At 41.2% G+C, this 19,398-nt stretch carries 18 protein-coding genes and 4 tRNA genes; 18 read left to right on the plus strand and 4 right to left on the minus strand.

What is annotated here, in order from left to right:
• The first annotated feature begins 17 nt into the window (after positions 1 to 17).
• From H589_RS0111615 to H589_RS0111635, 5 genes are all read left to right on the plus strand, one after another.
• Positions 18 to 797: a MogA/MoaB family molybdenum cofactor biosynthesis protein gene (locus H589_RS0111615; protein ID WP_027722168.1), complete on the plus strand. Its 780-nt coding sequence runs from the start codon at positions 18 to 20 to the stop codon at positions 795 to 797.
• A gap of 132 nt (positions 798 to 929) precedes the next feature.
• A complete protein-coding gene (locus H589_RS0111620) occupies positions 930 to 2,348 on the plus strand; it encodes a TolC family protein (protein WP_027722169.1) in 1,419 nt (472 codons plus the stop codon).
• A 116-nt stretch (positions 2,349 to 2,464) separates the two neighbouring features.
• Positions 2,465 to 2,695, plus strand: coding sequence for a dual CXXC motif small (seleno)protein (locus H589_RS0111625; protein WP_027722170.1), 231 nt, complete (start codon positions 2,465 to 2,467; stop codon positions 2,693 to 2,695).
• An 18-nt stretch (positions 2,696 to 2,713) separates the two neighbouring features.
• On the plus strand, positions 2,714 to 3,619 hold the full coding sequence (locus tag H589_RS0111630; protein ID WP_027722171.1) for a lytic murein transglycosylase: 906 nt from the start codon (positions 2,714 to 2,716) through the stop codon (positions 3,617 to 3,619).
• 39 nt (positions 3,620 to 3,658) lie between these two features.
• Positions 3,659 to 4,084, plus strand: coding sequence for a serine O-acetyltransferase (locus H589_RS0111635; RefSeq protein ID WP_027722172.1), 426 nt, complete (start codon positions 3,659 to 3,661; stop codon positions 4,082 to 4,084).
• Between the two features lie 26 nt (positions 4,085 to 4,110).
• Here H589_RS0111635 and H589_RS0111640 read toward each other — a convergent pair whose 3' ends face one another.
• On the minus strand, positions 4,111 to 5,217 hold the full coding sequence (locus tag H589_RS0111640; RefSeq protein WP_027722173.1) for a glycosyltransferase family 4 protein: 1,107 nt from the start codon (positions 5,215 to 5,217) through the stop codon (positions 4,111 to 4,113).
• 162 nt (positions 5,218 to 5,379) lie between these two features.
• Here H589_RS0111640 and H589_RS0111645 point away from each other — a divergent pair, with 162 nt between their 5' ends.
• Positions 5,380 to 6,258 (plus strand): glycosyltransferase family 2 protein, encoded by an 879-nt coding sequence (locus H589_RS0111645; protein ID WP_035075986.1) that lies wholly within the window; start codon positions 5,380 to 5,382, stop codon positions 6,256 to 6,258.
• A gap of 58 nt (positions 6,259 to 6,316) precedes the next feature.
• Here H589_RS0111645 and H589_RS0111650 read toward each other — a convergent pair whose 3' ends face one another.
• Positions 6,317 to 6,679 (minus strand): molybdenum cofactor biosynthesis protein MoaE, encoded by a 363-nt coding sequence (locus H589_RS0111650; RefSeq protein WP_027722175.1) that lies wholly within the window; start codon positions 6,677 to 6,679, stop codon positions 6,317 to 6,319.
• A gap of 29 nt (positions 6,680 to 6,708) precedes the next feature.
• Between H589_RS0111650 and H589_RS0111655 the strand changes: the two genes are divergently transcribed.
• Both H589_RS0111655 and H589_RS0111660 read left to right on the plus strand, forming a co-directional pair.
• Complete coding sequence (locus tag H589_RS0111655) at positions 6,709 to 9,357, plus strand: tetratricopeptide repeat protein (RefSeq protein WP_027722176.1); 2,649 nt, start codon at positions 6,709 to 6,711, stop codon at positions 9,355 to 9,357.
• 116 nt (positions 9,358 to 9,473) lie between these two features.
• Complete coding sequence (locus H589_RS0111660) at positions 9,474 to 10,463, plus strand: VgrG-related protein (RefSeq protein WP_027722177.1); 990 nt, start codon at positions 9,474 to 9,476, stop codon at positions 10,461 to 10,463.
• A gap of 99 nt (positions 10,464 to 10,562) precedes the next feature.
• Here H589_RS0111660 and H589_RS0111665 read toward each other — a convergent pair whose 3' ends face one another.
• The gene (locus H589_RS0111665; protein WP_027722178.1) at positions 10,563 to 12,077 is read right to left on the minus strand and encodes an NFACT RNA binding domain-containing protein; all 1,515 of its coding nucleotides are present in this window, start codon (positions 12,075 to 12,077) and stop codon (positions 10,563 to 10,565) included.
• Positions 12,078 to 12,095: 18 nt separating this feature from the next.
• Entirely contained in the window at positions 12,096 to 12,458 is a 363-nt protein-coding gene (dksA, locus tag H589_RS0111670; RefSeq protein WP_027722179.1) for an RNA polymerase-binding protein DksA, read from the minus strand.
• A 347-nt stretch (positions 12,459 to 12,805) separates the two neighbouring features.
• On the opposite strand from dksA, the gene H589_RS0111675 reads away from it, so the two are divergent.
• The 10 genes from H589_RS0111675 to prfA all read left to right on the plus strand — a co-directional run bounded on the left by H589_RS0111675 (position 12,806) and on the right by prfA (position 19,294).
• Positions 12,806 to 12,880: transfer RNA gene (locus tag H589_RS0111675), tRNA-Gly, on the plus strand.
• 9 nt (positions 12,881 to 12,889) lie between these two features.
• A tRNA-Cys gene (locus H589_RS0111680) sits at positions 12,890 to 12,964 on the plus strand.
• A 3-nt stretch (positions 12,965 to 12,967) separates the two neighbouring features.
• A tRNA-Gly gene (locus tag H589_RS0111685) sits at positions 12,968 to 13,042 on the plus strand.
• A gap of 71 nt (positions 13,043 to 13,113) precedes the next feature.
• Positions 13,114 to 13,188 (plus strand) — tRNA-Gly (locus H589_RS0111690).
• Between the two features lie 353 nt (positions 13,189 to 13,541).
• Positions 13,542 to 14,261 carry a class I SAM-dependent methyltransferase gene (locus H589_RS0111695; protein WP_027722180.1) on the plus strand — a complete coding sequence of 240 codons (720 nt, stop codon included), beginning with the start codon at positions 13,542 to 13,544 and terminating at the stop codon, positions 14,259 to 14,261.
• Positions 14,261 to 15,988 carry a YcaO-like family protein gene (locus H589_RS0111700; RefSeq protein WP_027722181.1) on the plus strand — a complete coding sequence of 576 codons (1,728 nt, stop codon included), beginning with the start codon at positions 14,261 to 14,263 and terminating at the stop codon, positions 15,986 to 15,988. The genes H589_RS0111695 and H589_RS0111700 overlap by 1 nt, the downstream gene beginning before the upstream one ends.
• 198 nt (positions 15,989 to 16,186) lie before the next feature.
• On the plus strand, positions 16,187 to 16,504 hold the full coding sequence (locus H589_RS0111705) for a TusE/DsrC/DsvC family sulfur relay protein (RefSeq protein ID WP_027722182.1): 318 nt from the start codon (positions 16,187 to 16,189) through the stop codon (positions 16,502 to 16,504).
• A 286-nt stretch (positions 16,505 to 16,790) separates the two neighbouring features.
• Entirely contained in the window at positions 16,791 to 17,021 is a 231-nt protein-coding gene (gene rpmE, locus H589_RS0111710; protein ID WP_027722183.1) for a 50S ribosomal protein L31, read from the plus strand.
• A 270-nt stretch (positions 17,022 to 17,291) separates the two neighbouring features.
• Complete coding sequence (locus H589_RS0111715) at positions 17,292 to 18,221, plus strand: DUF1385 domain-containing protein (protein ID WP_211225348.1); 930 nt, start codon at positions 17,292 to 17,294, stop codon at positions 18,219 to 18,221.
• Positions 18,221 to 19,294 carry a peptide chain release factor 1 gene (prfA, locus tag H589_RS0111720; RefSeq protein ID WP_027722185.1) on the plus strand — a complete coding sequence of 358 codons (1,074 nt, stop codon included), beginning with the start codon at positions 18,221 to 18,223 and terminating at the stop codon, positions 19,292 to 19,294. Before H589_RS0111715 ends, prfA begins: the two co-directional genes overlap by 1 nt.
• Positions 19,295 to 19,398: the final 104 nt, after the last annotated feature.

A 19,398-nucleotide genomic window follows, 5' to 3' on the forward strand; every position in this document is an offset into this window, starting at 1 on the left:
AATAAAAGGTCAATATTATGATTAGTTGTGATTTTTCTACTTTAGTCGGTGTCCAGAAAGGTAATAAAATTTTGCTCGGTGATGATTGTTTTTTTCCTGCTGGATGTAGTTGTGCCAAGGTTGATACGGGGTTGAGCGAGTTGCGTGCCGGAGTTGAACTTTTTTATGAGGGCGGACCTTTATTAAAGATAATATCCGGTCTGTGGGCTTCTTCTGTGCCGGGGGCGAAGACCTGGATTGCTGAGGTTATGGATATTTTACCTCTTAGCGAAAAGATCGAACTTGTCGTTAAAAAAGAAGGTTATTCTCTTGCGTATATTACGCTCAGCGATAAGGGGGCAGCTGGTGATAGAGAGGACAAGGCTGGTCCTTTAATTGCTGAAATGGTAAGTGAGGTATTACCTACCAGTTTAGTTCAAGGTTATATTATTCCTGATGAGTTCAATGACTTAAAGGCTCTTATTTTGCAGTTAGCTCATTTAAGCAAATTTGATTTAATCTTAACGACAGGTGGAACCGGAGTCGGTCCGCGTGATGTGTCGCCTGAAGCCACGATGGCAGTTATTGATAAAAGATTGACCGGTTTTGAAAGGGCAATTGTTGCCGTAGGTCTTGAAAAAACACCGCATGCGATGATTTCACGCGCTGTTGCCGGAACTGTTGGAGAGAGCGTGGTGATAAATTTTCCGGGTAGTCCAAAGGCGGTTAAGGAAAGCCTTGCAGCTGTCCTCCCAGCTTTGAAGCATACTGTTGATAAATTGCAGGGTGATAAGTCTGATTGCGCAACTGTTTTGTAAAATAGAACAAATTATTGAGTAGTGTTTTAAACAAAAATGATACTTGATTCCTGTCTCAGGAACATCTATAGAGATTGTAATTTTGTTTATAAATTTTAAAAGATAAAAACTTATATGGTTAGGACGTGCTGAATGAAACGTAATCTTTCCCTTTCTGTTACTTTAATTCTTATGCTGGCAATTGTCTCGGTTGCTTTTGCACAGGATAACGCAACTAATGCTGCCGTTAATAATACAGCCTCTATGGAACAGGCTACAATGCAGGTTCCGCAAGCTGTTACCGATGGTGACAAAGATGCAGACATGACTCTTACTCTTGAGGAATGTGTTAACCTCGGGATTAAACAGAATCCTACAATTGTTGCTGCACGTAAAGATTTATTCGCTGCCGAGAGTGCAGTAAAATCACAGCGCGGAGCATTTGGTGCTCCTTTCAAGGCCGGCTACGGGTATACTCACAGCGGTGATCAACCTAGATCAAGTGGAGTGCCTTCAGATTATCAGGACAAATGGGCTCTTACACTGAACATCAGTCAGCCTGTTTTTAAAGGGTTTGAGTTGCTCTCTAAATACCAGAAAACAAAACTGCAGAGAGAATCAACTGAAGCCAGTTTGTACAATGCTGAACTTTCACTTATCAGTCAGATTCAGACTTCATTCCTGACTTTGTTGCAAGGACGTATGGAAGTTAAGAGTAAGCAGGACTCCGTTGCCCGTCTTAAATCTCAGTTGCAGGTTATTGAAGCGTTCTATCAGGTTGGTCTGCGTCCACGTGTGGATGTCTTGCAGGCAGAAGTAGAACTGGCTAATGCTGAGCAGGATCTGCTTATTGCTAAAAACTCTGTTGATTCCAGAGCGGCCAGACTTAATACTTTGCTGAATATTTCTATTGAAAAGAATGTGAATTATACTGGTGAGCTTACTTATCTGCCTTTTTCCATGACTCTGGATGAATGTATTGCCAAGGCTGACAGGGATCGCCCTGATTTGCGAATTGCTAAAAAGGCCGTTGAAATTTCTGAAAAAGACGTAACTATTTCTGAAAGCGGTTTTTATCCAGACGTTACAGCGGATTTTAATTACCAAAGCAGTGGTGGTGATCCTTCTGTCAGCAAAAATAAGTATGGCTATCAGAATAAACCTGATTCCTGGGATGTTGGCGCAAATGTTAACTGGGAATTTTTTAGTTGGGGTCAGACATACTACGATACAAAGCGTGCAAAAGATAATGTTCTGAAAATTAAAGCTGAATATGATAACACCATGCTTGAGGCTTCTTATGAAATAAAAGACCAGCTCCTCAGTCTTAAAGCTGCCGCTGACCGTATTGGCGTTGGTCGTAAGTCTGTTGAAGCCGGTCGTGAAGGTTATAGAATGGCTATGGCCCGTTATCAGGCTCAGGTCAGCACTAACAACGAAGTACTTAATGCACAGTCCCGTTTGAGTGACAGTGAAGCCCAGTTGATTCAGGCTTTGTCTGATTATCAGGTTGCACTTGCCAAGCTTTATGTGGCCATGGGTGTGAAGAATCCTTCACTTAAAACTAATTAGTACTATTTAAAATGCCTGTCTGACAGCCGGAATTCCTAAATAGGAATCCGGCTGTTTTTTTATTGTGGACAGGTCTTATATATAAAATTTATAATGGGCATTAATTCGGAGGTTCAATGTTTCAAGGCAGAAAAACATTTAATGAAAGTACATTTGAAGATGCGACAGGTGAATCTTGGTGTAGTTGTAAATCTTGTGGTGGTGATCTCTATACTCGTCGAAGTTGTACTAATGTTCTTTTGCAGTGTGGGGCATGTGGTAAGCAGTTTGATGTTGCTGAGTATTCAGAGTTTATTGACGATGATTTTGAGGAAGAAATGTCTAATGTGCCTATGAATCGGCTTTAAAGTGGAAGAGTAGTGTGTATGCTTAGGAAATTGATTGTATTTTTATTTTTAATGATGATTTCTGCAGCAGCAGTGAATGCAGATGAGAATAATATATGGGATAATATTAAAAACCGACTTGTAGATGACGGTTTTAGCCGTGAGTATATTGATACGGTTTTTTCAGCCGCTGCTGTGAAATATGATTCAGCTATTATGTCCAGAAAGATGAGGGTCCTGCTGGAAAGAAAATTTGAGCCACCAGCAAAGAAGGTAGCCAGAGAAAAAGAATTTGATAATAGGTACGTTGGACCGGTTATGCTTGCCGGAGCATATTCGTATATGCGCGAGCATTACGGCATGTTAACCAATATTGATGCTAAATTTGGTGTTTCCCCGTCAGTCGTAGTTGCATTATTGCTGGTGGAGACAAAATTAGGATATACTTTAGGGCATTCTCCTGCCTTTTCTAATTTGGCTAATATGGCAGCCAGTAATGATCCTATGCAGTTTTTAGATGAACTAGGCCATAGTGATCTTGATTCAAAAGACTTAGTTTGGCTTAAAAAAAGAACTCAAAAGAAAGCTGACTGGGCTTACAGAGAGCTTGCAGCTTTTCTTAAGTTTTCATCTGAAAATTCAATTAATCCAGCTGAGATCCCCGGTTCGCCCTATGGTGCATTTGGGATTTGTCAATTCATGCCAACTACAGCGATCAGTTATGGTGTAGATGGTAATAAAGATGGCCGAATCGACTTATTCAGTGAGGATGATGCTCTTGCAAGTATTGCAAATTTTTTGAAACGGCACGGTTGGAAAAATACGTTAAGCAAGGAAAAAAAACTGAAAGTTATATATCGGTACAATCATTCCATGGTCTATGCTCGGACTATTTATGAAGTAGCAAAGCAGCTTGATCGAATAAAATCAACTTTTGGCCCATAAAACTTTGCAAATGTCATAATAGTTAAGGATATCAAAGCAATGAGTAAAGTAGTCCTTCTTATATACAGGATATCTTTTTGGTTATACATGCGTAAAGTTCCACTTCTTCCTGTGTTGATTAATAAAATTTTTATCAGGATTATATTCAGCTGCCAGATAGGGCTTGGAGCTGTGATCGGTGAAGGTGTAGACCTCGGATATGGCGGGCTTGGAGTTGTAATTCATCCTCGTTGTATAATAGGCAATAATGTGCGGATAGGTAGCGGAGTTACTCTCGGGGGACGTTCAGGTAAATATGCCGTTCCTGTTATTGGTGATAATTGTATCATAGGTAGCGGTGCAAAAGTGTTGGGACCGATTAAAATAGGAAACAATTGTAGAATTGGCGCAAATGCTGTTGTACTTAATGACGTGCCTGATAATTGTCTTGCCGTTGGAGTTCCCGCAAAGATTCGGCTTCTATAAAAGATCAGGCTCTTTTATATGCACGATTATTCCAGTACACTGTGATACAGGGTCAGTGTTCTTTTTAGAAAATTTTGACCTGAAAGCTGAGACATGGTTCGAGCATGCTCGGTGACAAGTCTTTTTCTTAATTCCTGATCATTGATTACATCTGTAATTTTCAAAGAAAGCTGGGTTACGTCTTTTGGGGGAACTATGGCTTCTTTTGGAAGCAGATCCGGCATTACTCCTACTGACGTTGAAATCAGAGGGCGCTGGCAGGCCATTATTTCAAGAGCTGCCCTGGCAATTGTCTCAGACCAGAGAGATGCGATAACTCCTACGTCAATAGCAGATATACATGCCGCTACATCCTCACACTTACCACTAATGGTGGTTATGTCAGCCATGTTGTTATCATTTAGCCATGTATCTACTTCGTGCCTGCTGGTGGCAGTAGGAAATCCTATCAGAAAAAGTTTAATGCTTTTATTTTTTACATTATTTCTGGTTTTTGAAACAGCCTCTATAAGCTCTTTTTGACCTTTAACCCTATCAAATCTTCCAAGCATACCAATGACGACATCATCGGAAGTGAATCCGTATTTTTCACGTATAGTGCGCCGTCCCTGCTCATTAAATTTAAAGTAATCTGTATCAACGCCTCCGTGAATGAGCCATAGTCTATTTTCTGCCAGTTTCATTTTTTCAAGAAAATGAGACGCCATGCGTTTGTTGGTTACAACTACGCCATCGGCTATAGAGGAGTGCAGGTAGCGGTTAAAAAAATCGCAGTGAGGCAGCCGTTGGTCTCCACGTGTGCGGATTAGTTTATAACCCATGCGTAGTTTACGTAAAATTCCCCACCAGAAAAAAGCCTCACCGCGATGGCAGTTAACTATATTCGGGTTATATTTTCGAATAAGCCTGAATACCTGTGTGCAGGCTGAAACAAGCTTCACAGGATGGGTTGAATTAAGGTCAATTGTTTTAACATTAAGACCCATTTCAAGGGCTTTTTTTTCTGTCTCAGTGTCTGGGACAGTTATGACTAAAACCTCGTGCCCTGCATCCTGCAAAAGTTTGCTAAGGTAAAGGGCATACCATGAAGTGGCATTAAACCAGCGGACGTTTATGACTTGAAAAATACGCATGTGAGTAAATGACAATCCCATTACTAAAGAGTCAAGTAAAATGGTCGATAATTTTCAATATTTATCAAAAATAATCGACTGATACGCTATACAGCTAATATATTTTTTTATTAGCATGTATGCAAACAGTTTTAGACTATAAATACAAGGCTGGAAAATTGTATGATAATTAATCCGGAGAAGTTGAAGCCGGAAGTTTCGGTTATTATTCCTACTTTTAACAGGGCTGACAAAATTATAGGTGCTGTTGAGTCCGTTTTGGAGCAGAGTTTTTTAAATTTTGAGTGTATTGTTATAGATGATGGCTCGTCAGATAATACATTAGAAAAGTTAGGTGAATTACATGATTCACGTTTAAAAATTATTTCCCAGAAAAATAAAGGAGTTTCATCAGCAAGAAATAATGCAATTGCTGTTTCCAATGCAGGCGTAATTGCTTTGCTTGATTCTGACGATGAATGGTTGCCGAGTAAATTGGAAAAACAACTGATTTTTATGGAGGAAACTGGTCTGCATATAAGCCAGACAGATGAGATTTGGATTCGTAATGGTAAAAGAGTTAATCAGTGTAAAAAACATGAGAAGTCGGAAGGACTTTTTTTTGAGCGTTCATTAGTCATGTGTATGGTGAGTCCTTCCTGTGTCATGTTTACTCGCAAATTTTGGGATAGTGTAGGTCCGTTTGATGAAAATATGGTGGCCTGCGAAGATTACGATTTATGGCTTAGGGGCTTTGAGTATCCGGTTGGACTGTTGCGTGAGCGGTTAACGGTTAAGCATGGTGGAAGAGAGGATCAATTATCAAACAATGTATCCTGTCTTGACTTGTACCGCATGTATTCCATTGCCAAATTGGTGAGATCGGGTAAACTTGACGGTAAAGATAGAGCACTTGCTTTAAATGAATTGCAGCGTAAGTCTGGGTATTTTGCAGGCGGCTGCCGCAAAAGGGGCAAGCTTGATCAGGCTGATAAAATTGAGCAGCTTGTTGATTCAGTGATCAAGGGGTTGGATATTAATCCGATCTCATTTATTGAATGAAAAAGATCGGGATAAAATTCTATTTAAATTTACCCCGAACTTTTTTAACTGACCAGTATTAAGCAAAAATTTCTTTTTTACTGAATGCTTCAGTTTTTACACGGTCCAGCAGGCTTGCAAGGCAGGCTTTGACATTTTCACGAATGTCCCCTGCTACAATCAGGAATAGAACATCATCGCCAGGTTTGAACGCTCCTTCATTGGCATGGACGACAATTTTATAAATGCCTTCCATTTTTTCGTGTTCCTGGCGAATTTCTTCGATTTTAGCGTGGTCGGCTTTGATTTCGATCCCAGTGACTTCTTCACGGGTTCCACGTGACCAACCACGTACTATTCCGTTGTGAATAAGAATCATGCCGACATTGTTGGCAAATTCAGGGTCCTGTTTCAATTCAGCGATTTTTTTTGAAATGTCCATAATCCCTCCGTAAGTAAGGAGTTATTGTTTTGTATCAGATTGCCAGCTTATTTGAAAATTTCCCGATTGTCAGCCATTCCCGCATGGTTAATCGAGGTTTTGGTGTATGGATGGTCTGGGGGGCGAAGCTTGACGATTCTATAGTCCGCAGTATGAGCGATTTTGGCGGCATGATTATGAGTCAGGGACATAATCAGGCTTACTGGTTCTTTTTCAGTAACGACGTATTTAGAGTTGTAGCTCGTTTGGAAATCTGGGCACGGCTCAATCCTATGTCTGTTTTTATACAGATTATGCCTGCAACACTGCTTGTTGATTATAAACTGAATTTATCCCTCAAGGTCTCTGATGAGTTTACTAATCAGGAAGTTGCACTTCCAACTGAATTTGAAGTTATAGTGCATCCACAACTCTCAGATGAAATTAAGTCTATATCAGGCCTTAATCTTGAAGAAGTACGTTCTCCTTCAGGAATTTCTAAATCTGGATGGATGTCATTAGTTCCTGATCAGGGATTGGGGTACGATTCTGTTCAAAACTGGTATTTTATTATGATTCCGGTTGGTAATCCTTCAGATAAGGACTTTATTAAAGGTTGGCGCTCCTTTTTTTCCGAGATTCAGGTTTTAATGCAGCGGCTGGGGGTTCAATACATTACTTCTGATGTGAAGGTTATTTTACCAATTGGCTCTCTATCCCTTTTACGTTCATTTTTAAAAGAGCTTGTGGCTTTAATTAATCGGGTACGAGCCAGCGAAGGTGAGGATGTTTCATATTGGCCTTCAGTGATGGCTCTGGTTCCACAGCTGAATATGAGCTTTAATGATGAAATTTTACGCAAGGTTAATTTAGACTGGGATAAGCTTACTCCTGATTGTCCTCATCTACGCTACCGTGATGCTTTTCTTTTGGGTAAGGATTTTGCTGTCAATGAAGTCAGATTTGGAAGTGAACAGGAAAATCTGGATGGGTGGTGTCACGTAAGTCTCAAGAGCGGGGTTGAAAGTGATGCTTCAGGAGCTATGGAAGTTACCATTTCCAGAAGGGTCTCCATAGGCGAATATGAAGATTGCTTTTATTGCGGCATGAAGAACCATCTTCCTTCTAACTGTCCCAGTAGAAAACTGTCAGGCCTTGACCAAAGAGATTGGAAACAATTGGCAGCAATTGATAATGAGCGATTCAATGAGGGATTCCAGAATATTGATCTCATAATGCAAGGGAAAGAAAAAATTATAGATGAGTTTTCTAATCTTGTATTAAAAGGTAAAGGCTACGAAGGTATTATCTCAAAGGCGTTGTTCGGAATTAATTCCGTTTCTCAGTTAAGAACTCTTTATATGGTTTGGCGTTGCCGCGGCAAGGAATGGCCAAAGGGAATTAAAGAACAAGGGCCGGAAGAAGGTGAGCTTATCTGGTCTGCTTACGACTCATTGGTAAACGGGTCTTTCAGCGATTCTGAAACACTGACAAAAAATGCCATGATCAGGTTCAGCCGTAGCTATCAGCCTCGATCTCTTATGGGATTTCTTGAACTTGAAAGTGGAAATAACGAACAGGCTTATTTTTATTGGCAGGAGGCAGAGCGCTTAAGTTTCTCTCCGTTGCAGCAGGCATATTTTATCTACTTGCAAGGGCGAATGCTGGAAGTTACTGGAGAGTTCGCAGAGGCCAGTAACACATATAGGCGTGCAGCAAGAACTTGTCCTGAATGGCTTGAACCACAATACCGACGCGCTGTCTGCATGGTCAAAATGGGGTTTGCTGAACAGGCAATCAGTTATTTTGAAGAAATTATTTCTAAAGATCCGAACTATTTTAACCGTGTTGCCATTGACCCAGAGCTTGATCGTGGTCGACTTACTGTCATGAGCGCCATGGGACAGCTATGGGAAGCTGCCGAGGCTGAAGCTAAAGATGTTGCCACAGGAATGGATACATTAGCGGCGGATATTTCTCAATGGTTTGTAGAAGGGCATGAGTTCGCCGAAGAGGCTGCCAAGTTTATGGAACGTATGGGTAAATTGGCAAAAATTAAAAACTTCGTGGCTTTTCGACATTTAACATTGGGAATTGAGCGACTTACAGAAGAGATCGATAAGCGTGTTGAATATGAAATTAAAGTCATTAATAAAAAACTTGAAATATATCGTGAAGAGCTGAAAGATATTCAGCGTGAAGCATCATGGTTTCCTTTTCCAAAGCTTCTCACTGAGTTCAACGGAGATTTTAATTATTGTGCAGATAAAATTTATTGGATAAAAACTCAGCACTTAAATCAGGCTGAAAATTTTAGAAAGAGTCAGCAATATCTGAATCAGATAGATGACAGATTAAAAAAATTAAAGAGCAGACTGGTTACATTGAGAGTTGTCCGCGATTCGACTCTTTTCATAATGCTGCTTGGGAGAAGTTTTATTTGGTTGGAAGTTCTTTTTCTGGGTATTGCTTTGCTATGTATACCGGGGCTTATTTATTATTCAAAGCATATTGAATCCAACTTTCTTATAGATATAATAATTCGCCAGAAATGGGAGTTTCAACAGGGCTTAATTCTGATTTTAAGTATTTTGGCACTTGCAATATCGGCGTTCAGGGCTGCAGTAGTATTTGAGAAACGCAAGCGGGAATTGTTTTTAATTAGTGACACTAAAGAAAAAGATAAAGAAAAAAAATAACTGCTGCTCATAACTAATATCAACCTCTCAGGACATACAAGTCTTGGGAGGTTTTTTTTTGGCATGGTTGGTGCAAAAATAGGATTGGAAAATACTTTTTTGACAGAGGTAAAACCATGTCCAATGTGAATAATGATATTGCTACAATTATGAAATTGATGCAGTCCCAGTCCAAGACAGGGGGCTCTTCTCCTAACCTTGCAGCCATGAATGGTAAGGAAGGCGTTTTTGGTATGGAACTATCAATGGCGCAGCAACTATTTTCTGAACCATCAGATAATAAGGGTTTTTCAGCCGGTAACATGGATATGGGCGTAATGAATAATGCGCTTATGCTTGAAGCTTTGACAGCGTTGAATTCTATTAAAGGACTTCAGAGCTCTGCCTCAACTAATAATTTGAGCTCACAGATATACAATCCTGCAGTCTCAGCTGCTGCAAATAGCCCTGTCAAAAAAATGTTATCCCAAGATGTTTCCGGAACTCTTTCTGCTAAGTTTGAATCGGGAAATAAGGGGATAGCCGCCATTGGTTATGACCGGGTTGGTGGAACTTCATACGGAAAGTATCAAATTGCATCCAAAACAGGGACAATGGATCAATTTATAAAATTTCTTAAAGATAAAGCACCGCAAATTGCAGATAAACTTCTAAGTTCCGGACCGGCAAATACAGGATCTAAGGGCGGTACAATGCCTGATGTATGGAAAAAAATAGCCGCGGTAAACCCTTCAGAATTTGAAAAATTGCAGCATGATTTTATAAAGGAAAGTCATTATACTCCGGCAGTGAATATGATTTTTGAAAAGACCGGAATTGACATGAACTCACTTCCTGCTCCTATTCGCGAGGTACTTTGGTCTACTTCGGTTCAGCACGGACCTACAGGAGCTTCAAATCTGATAGCCAGCGCCATAGAAAAATTATCAGCTGATGCAGAAGGTAAAGGCTTTCCTGCTGAGCTGGTCAAAGAGATTTATGGAGAAAGGCAGGGGCAATTTTCATCATCAACACAGTCTGTACAAAATAGCGTAGCGAACAGGCTGGTACAAGAGAAAAATCTGGCTTTAGCCATGCTCGGACAAGGTTTAAATAAAACAGCTTAACAGTATGGTCTTCATTGCTGTTCGATTTTTTTCATTGCAATGAAAAAAGTGGCAATAAGTATATAAAAGCTGAAGTAAAATATTCTCAGTTTTGAAATATTATTTTCTAACCAGTTCAGCTTCAAGTAATGGGTCTACGTTGACATGCAGATTTCGAAGAACGTTGTCTACAGCAACCTGTCCGAGGGCATAACCTTTAACCTTACGCACATCTTTTACTAAAGCGCACATTACATCTGCTTTAGAGTCATTTGCACGGTAGCTTTTGAGTGCTGCAAGAGCGGCTGCTTCGTGGAATGTCTTTTCCGGTACTTCCTGACCTGGGTGATCTCTTTTTAATATAACATGGGATCCCGGACCTCCCTGCACATGAAACCAGTAATCAAATACTGATGAAACTTTACTAAGGATTTCATGGTTTGCTTTACTGTTTTTACCTCTGATCATAAGGAACCCGTCAGATGATACAAAAAGTGCAGCGGCAATGTTTTTGTATTTTGATGGTATTTGAATATTACCTTTCTCTGGGCTTTGATCTGCTGTTGGCATGAGGTTGGATTGGATAAAACTGTCGTGCTCTGTTTCTACTTCTTTGCGTCTGCGCTCCATATGTTTAAAGCCGCGTTGAGCTTTGGCGGCGAACTTGAAAATTCGCTGCATATTTTCTGTTGGCGTCAATGCTGGATCTAGCTTAACGTCCATCTCACCATGTTCTGGATGGTTCACAGTAACACAGTCAACTTCACGCAAGTCTTTGATACGGTACATTTCAGCCTGTAAAGCTTCAGCTTCTATTTTTCGGGCCTGAAGAGCACGTAGTCTTTCTTCTTCCTCTTCAATTCTTTTCAGTACTTTTTTAAATTTTTTCTTACCGGATTTCAATGTACTGCGCTGCTCTGCATTTTCTAATCGTTCCATAACCGGGAAAAGAATTTTTTCACCATAGGCAGCAGAAGCTTCTACTGCACTGGTAAATATACTCTCCTGCTTAGTGTTGCTGGCCCACACTCTTGGTGGCAGAAATTCTCCTGTTTTATCCTTTGAAAGGTAAAATGAATCAGCAATACCGCCCTTTAGATCGTATAGGAGTTGCAGTCCTTGCTCTCTAGGAAGGGCTGCGAGAGTTTTGCGCAGGGGAGGTGATATTTGGGGATAGCTTCGCCAAACATCGGAATCCTGTTTTATTTCATCATATGCAGGCCAGCTTACGGTTGCAGCAAATCCTTCCGGCAGGTCATGAATCAGGGATACGCCATTTTTCATGTCTAGAAGCAGGTAGCGGTATTTTTCCGGTTGGATAAAAGGAGAAAGGGTGAAGGCTACTCGAAGATTGATCCAGTCGTGATGGGTTTCGAAGAGTCTTCGTCCACCAAGTCTTTTGCGTAACCACATGACTTGTGATGTAGGGCTTGGAGGATTTAAAGGTTTTACTCTTGAAAGAAAGAGTAGGCCCACCGATTTGGCGGGCCTGAATAAAAGAAACTCTTTTCCACCTTTTGACTGGAGCGCAAAGGTCCATACTCCGTCAGCCGGTGAGAATATTTTTTCAACCCTTCTTCCCCTAAGGTTTTCCTCAAGTTCAACAGTCAGGGCTCGAAAGAAGTGTGCATCCATTAAATTGAATCCGGTAGATTAATCTCCGCGGTTTCTTTCGTCTTCTTCTTGCTTGCTTTTGCAGGCAATACAAAGAGTCGTTACTGGGCGGGCTTTAAGTCTTGCTGAAGATATATCATCTCCACAGGAATGACAAACGCCGAAATCTCCATCGTCAATGCGCTGGATAGCGTTTTGAATTTTTTTAATAAGCTTACGCTCTCTATCACGTAAGCGGAGAGTGAACGCACGGTCTGATTCAGCTGTTGCACGATCAGCAGGGTCTGCGTAGGTTTCTCCTGATTCTGTCATGTCTTCAATTGTTTCCTGGCCTTTCTGCAAGATATCATCAAGCATTTGATTTAACGTGCCACGGAAGAATTCGAGTTCTTTCTGTTCCATATTGATAACCTCTCGAGTCTGAGAAGGTGGGGTTACGAAATTACCAAAACAACTCTAACAATATTTTAAGATGAATGGTATTAGCCTAAAGACGGTATGAAAGTAAAGAGTGTGATAAAAAAAAATAAAAATATAAAAATATAAAATGGTTGACAAAAGTTTTTAGCTCCAATAAACACTCTTTTCAACGACGCATGAGTCGGTTCTTTGAAAGTTGTTTAAATTTTTGTTGAAGTTGTGAGTCTCTTCCAGTAAGTTGTTCTCCTCCTTCAGCGTTTGAAAATAAATTTAAAAAAGTTGTTGACAGTTTAGTTTCTTAAAGTTACAAACTGCTTCGCTTTTTGTGAGCGGGAATAACTCAGTGGTAGAGTACAACCTTGCCAAGGTTGGAGTCGCGAGTTCAAATCTCGTTTCCCGCTCCAAAAAAAAATGGCGGCATAGCCAAGTGGTAAGGCAGAGGTCTGCAAAACCTCCATTCTCCGGTTCAAATCCGGATGCCGCCTCCATTTGCGGGAATAACTCAGTGGTAGAGTACAACCTTGCCAAGGTTGGAGTCGCGAGTTCAAATCTCGTTTCCCGCTCCATGAATATAATGGGCTGGTCTTAATCGGCCAGCCCTTTCTTCGGTTACCAGCCGAACGCCGCTTGCTAAATTGCGGGAATAACTCAGTGGTAGAGTACAACCTTGCCAAGGTTGGAGTCGCGAGTTCAAATCTCGTTTCCCGCTCCATGAATATTCAGGTCGATCATGAAAATGGTCGACCTTTTTTATTTCCTCCTTTTCTTTATAAATTAACTACTCTAAGTCTTATGTCCAGTGCAGGGTGTTGACCACTGGGTTGTAAATGATTACTCCTCATCGGCGAGGGAGATTTTGTTTCATACTTTTTTGAGATGAAATAGTCTTGAGTTTGTTTATATAAGTCTTGGGGTCAGCTTTTGATTTCTGGATTTGGTCTTGAATTTTCAATTAATCCACTATCCTAAAGAATGGAGTGCTGAAGTTTAAACTCTCTTTTTGTGGATATGGACATTTTATAAAGCGCATAGCGCTTCATCAATTATGCCTTAAGGAGGTTATCCTTGAAGAATATAGCCTTGGAAGCAGATGTTACTTTTGATGAACTCTTAGGTGCAGCCCGCAATAAGTTCGGAGCTATTAAATTTGAGTCTGTTAAAGTCGGCGAAAGGAGTCTTGAGCTGGCTCAGGTTGCAAATATGCCTGCATACCTCGATAAGCTTGTGGATAAAGCTAGGGGGGGTAAGAAAATAGATTTGCCACTTTGGGCTAAAATCTGGCCTTCCTGTCTGGTGCTAGGTTTTTATATTCTGAGGTTTAAGGCTGTAGCAAATGCAAAGTTTCTTGAAATTGGTACTGATGGCGGTCTTTGCGGGATGCTGGCTGCTGGTCGCGGTTTTAATGTTACTCTTGCAGATACTGATGATGATGCACTTCTTTTTGCTCGTCTAAACGTTGTTCGCAACGGTCTTGAAGATAAAGTTACAGTGCGTAAAATAGATTTTTCTGAAACTGATCTTCAGGAAAAATTTGATTATATTGTTGGGTGTGAAATTTTACACCGCGATGAAGTTGCTGAATTTTTACCTGATTTTGTTGGTAAGCACTTAATAGAAGGCAATACTTCTGAACTAGTGCTGGCAATGGATAAGAAACGCAGCGGGCGTGTATTCTTTGACAAAATAAAAAATGATTACCGTTTAATGAAGCAGGAAGTGCCTTTCGCTGGAAATGAAAATGAAGGCAAAAGTATTGTTTCGGTTGTCAGGGTAGGAGTTAAATAATGCTTGAGCTTAAATCATGCCTAAAAGTATATTCTAAGGATCAGGATAAAGCGGTTACTCCTGAAGAGACCGTAGCTAAGGTAAAAAAACTCTTAGATGAAAAGTGCAACGGTGTTCTTAAGTGTACACGTAAGATTGATACCGGGCGTCTTGGAATACCCGTTTTTATAAGTGAGTGCGGAGATGTTGCCCGTGAAGTAATGCCTACGCGCAAGCAGATGGGGAAAGGAGCTTCCGTTGCTCAGGCTGAAGCTTCCGCGCTGATGGAACTTGTTGAGAGGTTCAGTTTTTTCAGCTTTTGGAATGCTCCTGAAAATTTTACTCTTGCCACATATAGTGAGGCCGAGGAGCTCTGGCCCGGTAAAGTTATTTCAATTGATAAGATTTTACAATCTGTAAGCGAGAAAATGGATCCCGGTAAGGCTCGGGTGCTTTTGGATCTGGTTCGCTGGCATTTTTACCCTGCTCTTAACGTTCATACTGGCGAAGAAGAGTATGTACCCCTTGACTGGTTTAAAATACTCAATGAATTTAATGGATCATCTGCCGGTAATACCCCTGAAGAATCTGTTTTGCAGGGTGGGAGCGAACTTGTAGAGAGGCACGTTTGTGCTGTTATTGACCGTGAACGACCTGAAGTACCTGTAATTGATCCTGTGTCATGTGATGATCCCGTTTTGTCTGATCTCTGTAAGTGTTTCGATGAGAATGGCATAAAATACATTATTAATGATTTCTCGCTTGGTATGCCACTGCCTACTGTAGCGGTTACAGCCTGGGATCCGTCGACCTTTCCGGGGATGAGTGAGATTGTTTTTACCGCCGGAACATCTGCCTCTCCGCAAAAGGCTGCAATCAGAGCTTTTACTGAAGTGGCTCAACTTGCGGGAGATTTTGAGACTGGAAGAGTTTACGAAGCTTCAGGATTGCCTAAATTTACTGAAGTCGAACATTCCGAATGGCTTACTACTGGAAGCTGTGTAAAAATAGACAGCCTGCCTTCCGTTGAGCAGGATGATATTTTTGATGAGTTGAAGAAATTTGCAGCAGGACTTGAAGGGCAGGGCTATACTCTTTACTCTGTTGATATTACTCATCCTGAGTTGGGAGTTCCTGCAAACTATAATTTTGTACCCGGATTTCAGTTTAGAGAAAGGACTTCGCATGCAAGTCTAGGACTTTTTGTCGGGCGTATTCTTTCCGAAAAAGTTGCTTTAGATATTGCTGGCGAAGGTCTTGATATTATCGCTGACATATACGACGATCCGTATTTCGTACCTTTCTTTGAAGGTATGCTGGCTCTTCGCGGCGGCGATACCTCCCGTGCAGTAGATATGTTTTCCATTGCGACAGAAGAACAGCCTGCTGATGAAGAGAAAGCCCTTTCTGCTTTTTACACAGCTTACGCCATGTCACTGGAAGAGAGGTGGGCAGAGACTGTTCCATTTCTTGACCGTGCCATAGAGCTTGATAGCGAGGCAAAAGAATATTTCAATCTTCGAGGAGTGGCTAAATTCAAATCCGGTGAATTTGCACAGGCTGCTGAAGACTTTAAAGAGGCTTTAGCTCTGGATAGTGGGTCTGCTTCAGATCTTGCAAATTTGGGACTGTGCTATAAGTTTATGGGTAATGATGAAGAAGCAATAGAATATCTTAGCACAGCTATGGAGCTTGATCCTTCACTGGAATATGCCCAGAATCATTTACAAGAACTGCTTGATAAGTAATATGGGAGTTTATCCTGTTCTTTTTCATATCTGCATTGACAAGAAAGCAGTTTAAATATTATCAACTTATTAACAAAACATGTAAGTGTTTTTGTTCTTTAAATTAGTCGTGAAACAGCGGATCGCTGTTTTTGGATATGGCAGGTTCGACACTGTTAGAACCTCAATTGTTAAATATATATTACGAGGAGTAGTACAATGGCTGTTATAGAATACGAAGGCAAAAGCTTTGATGTTGATGAAGATGGTTTCCTTCTTAAGTTTGATGACTGGGCCCCTGAATGGGTTGACTATGTTAAAGAAGGCGAAGGCATCAAAGAACTGAATGAAGAGCACCAGAAAGTTATCGACTTTCTTCAGGACTACTACAAAAAGAATGGTATCGCACCTATGGTCCGTATCCTTTCTAAAGTAACTGGTTACAAACTTAAACACATTTATGAACTGTTCCCTTCCGGTCCCGGTAAAGGAGCATGTAAAATGGCTGGTCTGCCTAAGCCTACTGGTTGCGTTTAGCTCCAGACTGCTTGCAGAATATTTAGGCGGGATCATCTCGGTCCCGCCTTTTTTGTTTGCAGGTGCCTGATAAAGGTCCGGCTATTCTTTACTAATACAGATAAAAGTCAGTAGGCGAATCTTCATCAGGCGTCTGCAGTATTTGACATGTCATCTTGACTGATGTTGACTTGACCTGTTAATATTTTGATCTTAAATTTAATATTAAGCCAGATATCGCTTGCAAATTATTATGCGTGGGGGTATTGGGCTTTGTTTCCAAGGATAACAAAGACAGGAGAAAGTCATGAAAAAAGATATCCATCCTAAACTCCATAAGGCAACAGTCCGCTGTCACTGCGGTTATGAGTCTGAACTTTACTCAACTTTGGGTGAAGAGGTTAGTACTGAAATTTGTTCTAACTGCCATCCTTTCTACACAGGTAAGCAGCGCTTCGTTGATACCGCAGGTCGTATTGATCGCTTTAAGAAAAAATTCGGTAGCTTCGACGCAGCAGCCAAAGTTAAGGGCAACTAGCTCATCTTTTGCGGTTTTGCCGCGTAGACATGCCTCTGTCGTATTGTACGTCAGAGGCATGTTGCTTTTTAAATATTTCAATGTCCTGCATCCTAGCCGGGTGGGACGGTTTTAAATCCTCCCCTGCTGAGATTTGGGTAATTATTGTTCTGTTCGGCCTTGCCTGACTGCTTTAAGTGATTATCCTACCTGAGAATTAGTACAATATATTCTTAAAGAGCAAACTAGCTCTTTTCAAGCGAGGAAACGGATTTGAAATCATCTATGCTTATGTCAGCCGCCAAAACCGTTGGCGGACAGGCTGTTATCGAAGGTGTTATGATGCGTGCAAAGGACAATCTTGCCATTGCCGTACGTAAACCTGACGGTGAAATCACTGTCGAACTCCGTCCCTGGTTCTCTATGACCCCCCAGTTTATGAAAAAACCGTTTTTGCGAGGCTTTCCTATTTTTATGGAAACAATGGTAAACGGTGTTAAAGCTCTTAATTTTTCAGCAACACAGGCTCTTGATGAAGAGGAAGATGGTGAACTGACAAGTTTTCATCTGATTTTGACAATGGTTGTTGCTCTTGGTGCGGCCCTTGGTCTTTTTGTTGTGCTGCCTCATTTCTTTTCTGTAGCAATGAAGTGGTGGGGATTTTCGGGTGATGTAGACGCCATCAGTTTTCATATATGGGACGGCTTTTTTAAAATGTTAATGTTCCTGGGTTATATCATAGCAATCTCTTTTGTTCCTGATATCAAACGGGTATTTCAGTACCATGGGGCTGAACATAAGGTTATCTGGGCTTATGAGAGCGGCGATGAACTTAAGGCATGTAAAATAAAGAAATTCAGCAGATTGCACCCAAGATGCGGAACAGCTTTTTTGCTTTTTGTTCTGGTGATCAGTATCTTGCTTTTTACCGTGCTGGTTCCACTTATTCTTTTAATCTGGTCGCCGGAAACATTTGTTTTAAAACATTTATATATAGTTGGTATCAAACTGCTTCTCATGGCACCTGTAAGTGCTGTCGCCTACGAAATGATCAAGGCTTCTGCTAAATATGAGAACAGCCCGATTTGCAAGACCATGTGTTTGCCGGGACTGGGAATGCAGCTTTTGACAACTCGTGAGCCGGATGAGGACCAGATTGAGGTTGCTCTTGCAGCTCTTAATACTGCGGTCGCTGCTGATTATGATGGAGGAGAGTGTTAATGTTTGCCAAACTTGAAGAAATAGAACGTTCTTTTATGGATCTGGAGCAAGAGCTCTCAGATCCTGAAGTATATAATAATCAGGAAAGATATAAGAAAGTTACCATTGCTCATTCCGAGCTTGGTGAAGTTGTAAATGCTTTTCGTGAATATAAACAACTCGCTGCCGACCTTGAGGATAACAAGGAAATGGCTAAGGATTCCGATCCCGAAATTCGGGAAATGGCAGAAATGGAAATATCTGATATTAAAGATCGTCTTCCTAAGCTGGAAGAGGAACTTAAATTTCTTCTTTTGCCTAAGGATCCAATGGATGGGAAGAATATCATTCTTGAAGTCCGTGCCGGTACTGGTGGCGAGGAGGCAGCTCTTTTTGCTGCTGATCTTTTTCGCATGTATTCGCGCTATGCAGAGCAGAATGGCTGGAAGGTTGAGATAATGAACTCAAACCCTACCGGAACTGGAGGGTTTAAAGAGATTATCGCAGCTATCAGTGGTCGGAATATCTTTTCCAAAATGAAATATGAATCAGGCACTCATAGAGTTCAGCGTGTTCCTGCAACTGAAACTCAGGGCCGTATTCATACATCTGCCGCCACTGTAGCAATTATGCCTGAAGCTGAAGAAGTCGACGTACAGGTGCGGTCAGAAGATTTGCGAGTTGACGTTTTCCGTGCATCTGGTCCTGGTGGTCAGTCTGTTAACACAACTGACTCTGCTATCCGTATTACCCATATTCCATCCGGGCTGGTTGTTATCTGCCAGGATGAAAAGTCACAGCACAAGAATAAAGCTAAAGCCATGAAGGTTCTCTGCTCGCGTCTTCTCCAGCAGGAGCAGAACAAGCAGCACGAAGAAATGGCTGAGCAGCGCCGTGCGCAGGTTGGTTCCGGGGACCGTTCTGAGAGAATTCGTACATACAATTTTCCGCAGGGACGGGTTACCGATCACCGTATTAATCTGACTTTGTATAAGCTTGATTCCGTAATGGAAGGCGATATAGGAGAACTTGTAGATTCTCTGATCAGTCATTACCAGTCTGAAGCACTTAAGAAACAGGCTGAAGACGGCTAAATGTTACCCGTCCAGCTTCATCAATTTTATAGCTGGCTGTAAAATAAAAATAGTTGGTAGAGTCTGGCGTTTAACAGCTGGCTTTACCAACTTTTATTTTGGTA

This window comes from Maridesulfovibrio zosterae DSM 11974 (genome assembly GCF_000425265.1).
Taxonomy (GTDB): domain Bacteria; phylum Desulfobacterota; class Desulfovibrionia; order Desulfovibrionales; family Desulfovibrionaceae; genus Maridesulfovibrio; species Maridesulfovibrio zosterae.

What these genes read in the sequence shown, in the direction of transcription:
- H589_RS0111615 (WP_027722168.1), top strand. Translation starts at nt 18, where the DNA reads ATGATTAGTTGTGATTTTTCTACTTTAGTCGGTGTCCAGAAAGGTAAT.
- H589_RS0111620 (WP_027722169.1), top strand. Translation starts at nt 930, where the DNA reads ATGAAACGTAATCTTTCCCTTTCTGTTACTTTAATTCTTATGCTGGCA.
- H589_RS0111625 (WP_027722170.1), top strand. Translation starts at nt 2,465, where the DNA reads ATGTTTCAAGGCAGAAAAACATTTAATGAAAGTACATTTGAAGATGCG.
- H589_RS0111630 (WP_027722171.1), top strand. Translation starts at nt 2,714, where the DNA reads ATGCTTAGGAAATTGATTGTATTTTTATTTTTAATGATGATTTCTGCA.
- H589_RS0111635 (WP_027722172.1), top strand. Translation starts at nt 3,659, where the DNA reads ATGAGTAAAGTAGTCCTTCTTATATACAGGATATCTTTTTGGTTATAC.
- H589_RS0111640 (WP_027722173.1), bottom strand. Translation starts at nt 5,217, where the DNA reads ATGCGTATTTTTCAAGTCATAAACGTCCGCTGGTTTAATGCCACTTCA.
- H589_RS0111645 (WP_035075986.1), top strand. Translation starts at nt 5,380, where the DNA reads ATGATAATTAATCCGGAGAAGTTGAAGCCGGAAGTTTCGGTTATTATT.
- H589_RS0111650 (WP_027722175.1), bottom strand. Translation starts at nt 6,679, where the DNA reads ATGGACATTTCAAAAAAAATCGCTGAATTGAAACAGGACCCTGAATTT.
- H589_RS0111660 (WP_027722177.1), top strand. Translation starts at nt 9,474, where the DNA reads ATGTCCAATGTGAATAATGATATTGCTACAATTATGAAATTGATGCAG.
- H589_RS0111665 (WP_027722178.1), bottom strand. Translation starts at nt 12,077, where the DNA reads ATGGATGCACACTTCTTTCGAGCCCTGACTGTTGAACTTGAGGAAAAC.
- dksA (WP_027722179.1), bottom strand. Translation starts at nt 12,458, where the DNA reads ATGGAACAGAAAGAACTCGAATTCTTCCGTGGCACGTTAAATCAAATG.
- H589_RS0111700 (WP_027722181.1), top strand. Translation starts at nt 14,261, where the DNA reads ATGCTTGAGCTTAAATCATGCCTAAAAGTATATTCTAAGGATCAGGAT.
- H589_RS0111705 (WP_027722182.1), top strand. Translation starts at nt 16,187, where the DNA reads ATGGCTGTTATAGAATACGAAGGCAAAAGCTTTGATGTTGATGAAGAT.
- rpmE (WP_027722183.1), top strand. Translation starts at nt 16,791, where the DNA reads ATGAAAAAAGATATCCATCCTAAACTCCATAAGGCAACAGTCCGCTGT.
- H589_RS0111715 (WP_211225348.1), top strand. Translation starts at nt 17,292, where the DNA reads ATGTCAGCCGCCAAAACCGTTGGCGGACAGGCTGTTATCGAAGGTGTT.
- prfA (WP_027722185.1), top strand. Translation starts at nt 18,221, where the DNA reads ATGTTTGCCAAACTTGAAGAAATAGAACGTTCTTTTATGGATCTGGAG.